This window comes from Flavobacterium sp., assembly GCF_043778725.1.
GTDB lineage: Bacteria > Bacteroidota > Bacteroidia > Flavobacteriales > Flavobacteriaceae > Flavobacterium.
Genome location: NZ_JAYWFT010000165.1, coordinates 1 through 7912 on the forward strand (window position 1 = coordinate 1; position 7912 = coordinate 7912).

Annotated in this window: 7 protein-coding genes and 1 tRNA gene; 2 read left to right on the forward strand and 6 right to left on the reverse strand. The window is 34.3% G+C overall.

Features of this window, described 5'->3' with window-relative positions:
• The first annotated feature begins 7 nt into the window (after positions 1-7).
• Positions 8-82 (forward strand) — tRNA-Val (locus tag ACH2CG_RS15290).
• Positions 83-192: 110 nt separating this feature from the next.
• Here the strand turns inward: ACH2CG_RS15290 and ACH2CG_RS15295 are convergent.
• Positions 193-774, reverse strand: coding sequence for a tRNA-(ms[2]io[6]A)-hydroxylase (locus tag ACH2CG_RS15295; protein ID WP_395066742.1), 582 nt, complete (start codon positions 772-774; stop codon positions 193-195).
• A gap of 61 nt (positions 775-835) precedes the next feature.
• On the opposite strand from ACH2CG_RS15295, the gene ACH2CG_RS15300 reads away from it, so the two are divergent.
• Entirely contained in the window at positions 836-2062 is a 1227-nt protein-coding gene (locus ACH2CG_RS15300; RefSeq protein ID WP_395066744.1) for a glycosyltransferase, read from the forward strand.
• Positions 2063-2397: 335 nt separating this feature from the next.
• Here ACH2CG_RS15300 and ACH2CG_RS15305 read toward each other — a convergent pair whose 3' ends face one another.
• The 5 genes from ACH2CG_RS15305 to ACH2CG_RS15325 form a co-directional block, all read right to left on the reverse strand.
• Positions 2398-4032, reverse strand: coding sequence for a 2-oxo acid dehydrogenase subunit E2 (locus tag ACH2CG_RS15305; protein ID WP_395066746.1), 1635 nt, complete (start codon positions 4030-4032; stop codon positions 2398-2400).
• A 2-nt stretch (positions 4033-4034) separates the two neighbouring features.
• On the reverse strand, positions 4035-5033 hold the full coding sequence (gene pdhA, locus ACH2CG_RS15310; protein ID WP_395066748.1) for a pyruvate dehydrogenase (acetyl-transferring) E1 component subunit alpha: 999 nt from the start codon (positions 5031-5033) through the stop codon (positions 4035-4037).
• 173 nt (positions 5034-5206) lie between these two features.
• On the reverse strand, positions 5207-5689 hold the full coding sequence (cdd, locus tag ACH2CG_RS15315; RefSeq protein ID WP_395066750.1) for a cytidine deaminase: 483 nt from the start codon (positions 5687-5689) through the stop codon (positions 5207-5209).
• A gap of 81 nt (positions 5690-5770) precedes the next feature.
• Entirely contained in the window at positions 5771-7009 is a 1239-nt protein-coding gene (gene porV / locus ACH2CG_RS15320) for a type IX secretion system outer membrane channel protein PorV (protein ID WP_395066752.1), read from the reverse strand.
• Positions 7010-7046: 37 nt separating this feature from the next.
• On the reverse strand, positions 7047-7912 hold an 866-nt coding region (locus tag ACH2CG_RS15325), incomplete at its 5' end, for a T9SS type A sorting domain-containing protein (protein WP_395066754.1).

A 7912-nucleotide genomic window follows, 5' to 3' on the forward strand; every position in this document is an offset into this window, starting at 1 on the left:
CCCGAAAGGGCGATTAGCTCAGCTGGTTCAGAGCACCTCGTTTACACCGAGGGGGTCGGGGGTTCGAACCCCTCATCGCCCACAAAAAACTTCAACAGAAATGTTGGAGTTTTTTTACGCCTTTTTATAAATAAAAAATGCCCCAAAAAGTGTCTAACTTTTTGGGGCATGTCCATTCTTGAAGCTTTTTGATTATCCGTGAACCGTTTCAGATTTTCCGTAGTTGGTTATTAACTCTCCTTCAAATTCTAACCACTCTGCCCAACGTTTATCAACATCGACTTTCTCTGTATATTTTCTAGCAAATTTTAGAAATGTTGTATAATGTCCAGCTTCACTAATCATTAATTCCCTATAAAATTCGGCTAATTTTTTATCTTCTATGTTTTGAGATAAGACTTTAAATCTTTCACAACTTCTAGCTTCAATCATTGCCGAAAATAAAAGTCTGTCTACAAACGCATCATTTCTGCTTCCGTCTTTTTTCATGAATTTAAAAAGCTCATTAACATAATGATCTTTTCGTTCTCTTCCCAACTTTAATCCTCTTTCTTTAATGATGTTGTGTACCATTTGGAAATGCTCAATTTCTTCCTTTGCGATTTCCAATAAATCAGTTACCAAATCCTCGTGTTCTGAATTATAGGTAATTATTGTGATGATGTTGGTAGCTGCTTTCTGCTCACACCAAGCATGGTCAGTAAGGATTTCTTCTATATTTGATTCAACAATCGTTACCCATCTTGGGTCGGTTTTTAATTTTAGACCTAACATTTTTGTGCTATTTTAGATTAATGCAAAATTATGTCTTTTCTTTGTAATTGTATTTGTTATTATGCTAAAATCTAAAACTTTATTAATTATTGGCTTTGTTTGGCCTGAACCAAAATCTTCGGCTGCCGGAAGTAGAATGATGCAATTAATTGAATTGTTTCTAGCCGATGGTTATGAAATCACTTTTGGATGCACGGCACAAAATTTAGAATTTTCGGAAGACTTGTCTATTTTGGGAATTACTTCTTTAAGTATTGAATTGAACTCTTCTACTTTTGATGATTTTGTTAAGGAATTAAATCCAAATGTGGTTTTATTTGATCGATTTATGGTTGAAGAGCAATTTGGTTGGCGTGTTTCTGAAAGTTGTCCTGATGCTTTAAAAATATTAGATACTGAAGATTTGCATTGTTTACGCAGTGCAAGACAATTGGCTGTTAAGGAAAATAGAGCTTTTACTTTAGATGATTTATTTTGTGATGTTGCTAAAAGAGAAATTGCAAGTATTTTAAGATGTGATTTATCGTTAATGGTTTCTGAATTTGAAATGGAATTGCTTCAAAATCAGTTTAAAGTTTCGAAAGAGTTGCTTTATCTTTTACCGCTTTTTGCTGAGAAACTTACTGAAGTTTCAGCATATAATGAACGAAATGATTTTGTTTTTATTGGAAATTTTCTTCATGAGCCGAATTGGGATTGCGTGAAATATTTATCGGAAGTTATTTGGCCAATGCTACACTTGAAATTGCCTGACGCTAAAATGTTGATTTATGGTGCTTATCCAACTCAGAAAGTTTTGCAATTGCATAAACCTAAACAGAATTTTTATATTATGGGAAGAGCAGAAAATGCTTTTGATGTTGTGAGAAAAACTAAAGTAGTTTTGGCACCGATTCGATTTGGTGCTGGAATTAAAGGCAAGTTGATTGAAGCGATGCAATGTGGAACGCCAAGTGTAACCTCTTCAATTGGAGCTGAAGCAATGCACGGAAATCTAGAATGGAATGGTTTTGTAAAAGATGATTCCACTGAATTTGTTGAGGCGGCAGTTTTACTTTATCAGGAAGAGAAGCTTTGGAATAAATATCAGGAAAATGGATTTGAAATTTTAGAAAAACGCTATAAGAAATCATTGTTTGAAGATGATTTTATTATGGAAATAAATTCGCTTTTAGAAAATTTAAAGCAACATAGAAATAATAATTTTATCGGCTCGATATTACAACATCATTTCACTTCTAGTACTAAGTATATGAGTAAATGGATTGAAGAGAAAAATAAGAAATAACTTTTTGCCACAGATTAAACGGATTTTACAGATTTACACATAACTAAACAGATTTTAAGAATGTCTTTCTTATTCTAATTTTTATTTAATACAAATGCTATCTAGCCCTGAGTGCAGTGGAAATCCTTTCTATACCTGACAGGTTTCAAAAACCTGTCAGGTATAGAAAGATTGGAACGTAAAGCAGGAAAATGGAAACCAAAAATTCCCAAACCATTCGCTTCAAAAAATTTATTATGAGAATCTGAAACAAGTTCAGATTAAAAAAAATCCTGCTCATTGCTGAACAGGATTTGATATTTTTCCTTAGACTGCGCTCAGGATGACTATATAAATTACGCTAGCATGGTGACTGGATTTTCAATAAAGACTTTTAATGTTTGTAAAAATTGTGCACCTGTTGCGCCATCGATTGTTCGGTGATCGCAAGCTAATGAAAGCATCATTGTGTTTCCTACAACTATTTGGCCGTTTTTAACTACTGGTTTTTCAACTATTGCTCCCACTGAAAGGATGGCTGAATTGGGCTGGTTGATGATTGAATTGAATTCAACGATACCGAACATTCCAAGGTTAGAAACTGTGAATGTACTTCCTTCCATTTCGGTTGGTAGTAGTTTTTTAGTTTTTGCTCTTCCTGCCATGTCTCTAACTCCAGCGCCAATTTGGGATAAACTCATAGCGTCTGTGAATTTTAAAACTGGGACTACTAATCCGTCTTCAACTGCTACTGCAACTCCAATATTCACATGATGATTGATGGTAATTGCATCTTCTTTCCATTGTGAATTGATTTTTGGATGTTTTTTCAATGCCATTGCGCAAGCTTTTATTACCATATCGTTGAACGAAACTTTAGTATCTGGCACTGCGTTTATGATAGCTCTTGATTTCATTGCATCGTCCATATTCACTTCAATTGTAAGGTTGTAGTGTGGCGCTGTGAATAGCGATTCTGCTAAACGTTTAGCAATGATTTTTCGCATTTGCGAATTTTTGATTTCTTCTGTAACCACTTCTCCTGCTGGAACGAATGGTTGACTCGTTGCAGGTTGCGAGTTTCGAGTTTCGGGTTGAGAAACTGTTGTTTGGACTGTAGAAACTGTAAAGTTTTCTACATCACTTTTTACAATTCTTCCGTTTTCGCCAGATCCTTTTACTTGAGAAAGGTTGATTCCTTTGTCTTTAGCTATTTGTTTTGCTAATGGAGAAGCGAAAACTCTTCCGTTATCTATAGTTATATTTGTTGTTTCTTTAGTAGCTTGTGTAGTTGGAGTTTCTGTGGTTTTTTCTGTAGTTCCTACTGCTGCTGGTGAATCGCCTTTACCGTAGTTTTCTGCAATTCCAGCTATATCAGTTCCTGCAGGTCCGATGATTGCTAAAACGCTATCAACTGGAGCAGATTCTCCTTCGTTAATTCCGATGAACAATAAAGTTCCAGAATTGAACGATTCGAATTCCATTGTTGCTTTATCGGTTTCGATTTCGGCAAGAATATCACCTTCTTTTACATCATCACCTACTTTTTTCAACCATGTTGCAACTGTTCCAGTAGTCATAGTGTCACTTAAACGTGGCATTGTGATTACTTTTACGCCTGCTGGCATTGCTGCTGGAGCTGATTTTGTTTGTGTTCCCTCGACTGCGCTCGGGATGATAGCATCTGCTACCGATGATACTTCATCTTTTGGAGCTGGAGTTCCGCCAGATACTAACGCAGAAATATCTTCACCTTCTTTTCCTATAATTGCTAAAAGTGAATCAACTGGTGCAGATTCTCCTTCTGGAATTCCGATATATAATAAAACACCAGAATTGAAAGATTCAAATTCCATTGTAGCTTTATCGGTTTCGATTTCGGCTAAAATATCACCTTCTTTTATTGTATCTCCTACTTTTTTAAGCCATGTTGCAACAGTTCCTTCTGTCATAGTATCGCTCAAACGAGGCATGTTTATTACTGTTGCCATAATTATAATCTATGAGAAATGAAAGGATAATTTTCTTGTTCGTAAACTACATCATACAATTGTTGTACTTCTGGAAACGGAGATTCGTCGGCAAATTTTTCGCACTCGTCAACTAAGTCTTTTACTCTTTGATCGATTGCTTCAATTTCTGCTTCTGTAGCGTAGTTATTTTCTTTAATTACGTCAAGAACTTGAGTAATTGGATCTATTTTTCGGTATTCTTCAACTTCATCTTTAGTTCTGTAAAGTTGTGCATCCGACATTGAGTGACCTCTGTAACGATACGTTTTCATTTCTAAAAATGTTGGTCCGTCACCACGACGTGCTCTGTCAATTGCTTCTGTCATTGCTTCTGCAACTTTCACTGGGTTCATTCCGTCAACTGGTCCGCAAGGCATTTCGTATCCTAAACCTAGTTTCCAAACGTCGGTATGATTTGCAGTTCTTTCTACAGAAGTTCCCATTGCATAGCCATTGTTTTCACAAATAAATACTACTGGAAGTTTCCATAACATAGCCATATTAAAAGCTTCGTGAAGTGAACCTTGACGTGCTGCACCATCGCCAAAATAAGTTAAAGTAACACCGCCAGTTTCGAAATATTTATCGGCAAAAGCCATTCCGGCACCAACAGGAATTTGCGCACCCACAATTCCGTGACCACCAAAAAACCCTTTTTCTTTAGAGAAAATATGCATAGAACCACCCATTCCTTTAGAGGTTCCAGTTACTTTTCCGTAAAGTTCTGCCATTATTCGTTTAGGATCAACTCCCATTGCAATTGGCTGAACATGGTTACGATAAGCAGTAATCATTTTATCTTTAGACAAGTCCATTGCATGAACCGCTCCGGCTAGAACAGCTTCTTGTCCATTGTATAAGTGCAAAAATCCTCTAACTTTTTGTTGGATATAAACGGCAGCTAACTTGTCTTCAAATTTTCTCCAAAACTGCATTTCCTCATACCATTGAAGGTAGGTTTCTTTTGTAATTGGTTTCATTTTTTAATGAATTACTATGATTAAAGATATTGTAATTGTATCACAATATTTATTTATTTAAAATTGCGAAATGCAAAAGTAAGATATTGATAGTAGATGTAAAAATTTAATAGAATGAAATTGTATTTTTTTAATAATTGTTTAGTCAAAAATATTAACTATATCGATATAGCCTACAAAGATGTTTTATCAAATGAAAGCGGCAATAAATTGTTGATTGAATTTGACTTGTAAACTTCACCAGATTCTCCCATGAAATATATTTCAATTGGAGTCTCTTGTTTAAATTCATATTCTGCTATAGATTGTCTGCATGCTCCACATGGTGGAATAGGAGATAAAGTTGGATTAGTATCTGACGCTGCAGTAATTGCTAGTTTTACAATCTTTGCATTTGGATAAATAGCTCCAGCTTGAAAAATAGCAACACGCTCTGCACACAAACCAGATGGATAGGCAGCATTTTCTTGATTAGAACCCAAAATTATTTTATCATTATCTAATAAAATTGCGGCTCCAACTCTAAATCTTGAATAAGGAGCGTAAGCATTTTTGCGAGTTTCAATAGCTTGGTTCATTAATAATTGAATATCTGAAGGTAAATTATTGATGTTGTCAAATACTTCAATCGTTGTGGTAATTTTAATTTCTTTCATTGAGTTATTTCGGAAAAAAAATCCAAATTTCAATCCCGATACTGGGTAGAAATTTGGATAGTATTAAATTTTTAAAACTTGTTATAAATCATCGTATTTATCACCAAAATTAAATGTTAGTGAAAATCGAAGTGTGTTTTCTAATGGGTTTTTCACTTTAGAGGCAGAGAATAAATAAGATACATCTACCTTAACAACATTATATTTAAAGCCTGCTCCTAGAGAAAAAAATTGTCTAGCACCTTTTAATGGGCTTTCATGAAAATATCCTAATCGCATTGCAAACGAATCTTGGTAGGAATATTCTGTTCCAACGGAGTAAGTGAATTCTTTTAACTCCTCTGACATTCCTCCTGGCGCATCATTGAAAGACTTGAACATACCCGATACCCAATTTATTTTCTTATAATTATCATTATTTTCAGATCTTGCTGCCGATTCTTCTGATGTAGATATTGTTCCATCGCCGTTTAAATCTTTATATTCTGGTTCTTGTGGTGTTGGAACTAAAAGTTTAGCAAATTCTACATTTATGGCAACCTTATTATATTCATCAAGAATAAAATCAAAACCACCACCCAATCTCATATTTGCCGGCAAGAAGTTAGAAGAAATATCATTTTTAGTATTATCATAACTTATTTTTGGCCCCATATTTTGGAAATTGAATCCTAAACGGTACCTACCATTAAATTCATTAAATGCTATTTCTTCCGATTGAAAAAAACCAGCAACATCAACTGCAAAGGAACTTCCAGGAACGGCGTCTGTATTTACATCTGCAATTTTCAGGTTGGATCTAATATATCGACCTCCAACAGCCATACTAAAATGTTCACTTAGCTTCAATGAATACGAACCATCTAGTGCCAATTCATTAGGTTTTACAACATTTGCTGGATCATCAAAATTTTGTCTTAGTTCAATTTCTCCTAAGCTAAAAAAACGTAAACTTCCTGCAAAGGCACTTTTTTCACTAATTCTATTATAATAATTTACTTGACCTAACGAGATATCGTTTACCAATTGTGTTAAATATGGTGTATAACTTACTGAAAAACCTTGTTTATCTAAAGCAAAAGCATACTTAGCAGGATTCCATTGTTGCGAATATGCATCGGCAGAAGTTGCAACACCTTGATCTGCCATACCAGCCGATCTTGCGTCTGCGGCAACCAACAAGAAAGGTACTCCAGTTGTTATCACTCTATCTTGCGCAGTAACTATTTGATTGGTGGCAACAAGCAACAATGCTATTATTATTTTTTTACACATGCTGTTTATTTTATTTATTTGATCTTTGTGAATCTTAAATTTCATTTTTTTAATATAATTATTTAACAAATATAGTATTTTCTTATAGGATAACAAGTTTTTCAATTTTTTCTGATTTATTTCCAGAAACAGTCGATTTTACTGTAAGTTTATAAACATAAACGCCTTTTCCAATTCTGTCACCAAAATCGTCTTTTCCGTCCCAAGTAATAGATCTAGATAAAAATCCTTCTGTGGTAACGGTTTGATTTATTGTCTTAACTATTTTACCGGTTATTGTCATTACTTGCACTTGCACTTCTAATGGCTCATAAGGTTTGTTATGACTAAACCAAAATTGTGTATAACTTACAAACGGATTTGGATAATTTAATACATTACTCAATGTTATATCTTGACCATCAGCGACAATAAATTGTATTTCACTCGATATAAAATTGTTGTAAACGTCCCAAGCCTTAAAAATTATGGTATGCAATCCTACTGATAGATTTCTAAAAGGAAACCGTATTTTACCTTTTTTATAATCATTTAATTCAGTTTCATAATAATCATTTAATATGTAAGGTTTTGTTTCGTCACCGTCTAAAATGGCAACTATATCGTGACCAATTCCGCTTGCTGTATTAATACCATGCTCGTCTTGAAGAAAGGCCAAGAAAAATGGTGATTCATTAGTGATTCCGCCATTTACAAATGTTTCATCATTCATGTACAACCTTACTGTTGGTGGTGTTGTATCTGCTACGGCATTGGTATTTATTCCTCCTACTTTTATGTCTAAATTATAACCTGTTTTATCTAACAGAACTTGATTTCTTTTAGCATAAAAACTTACTCTTCCGTTTCCTAAAGGAATTTTATAATCATCCTTATGATCATGAAACCTACATTCTTGTGCCAGCACAATTTTTATATTTTGGGTACAAGTTAGAGAATACTTTGTTA

Coding starts and splice junctions, on each gene's coding strand:
- ACH2CG_RS15305 (WP_395066746.1), bottom strand. CDS start 4,032: ATGGCAACAGTAATAAACATGCCTCGTTTGAGCGATACTATGACAGAA.
- pdhA (WP_395066748.1), bottom strand. CDS start 5,033: ATGAAACCAATTACAAAAGAAACCTACCTTCAATGGTATGAGGAAATG.
- porV (WP_395066752.1), bottom strand. CDS start 7,009: ATGAAATTTAAGATTCACAAAGATCAAATAAATAAAATAAACAGCATG.
- cdd (WP_395066750.1), bottom strand. CDS start 5,689: ATGAAAGAAATTAAAATTACCACAACGATTGAAGTATTTGACAACATC.
- ACH2CG_RS15295 (WP_395066742.1), bottom strand. CDS start 774: ATGTTAGGTCTAAAATTAAAAACCGACCCAAGATGGGTAACGATTGTT.
- ACH2CG_RS15300 (WP_395066744.1), top strand. CDS start 836: ATGCTAAAATCTAAAACTTTATTAATTATTGGCTTTGTTTGGCCTGAA.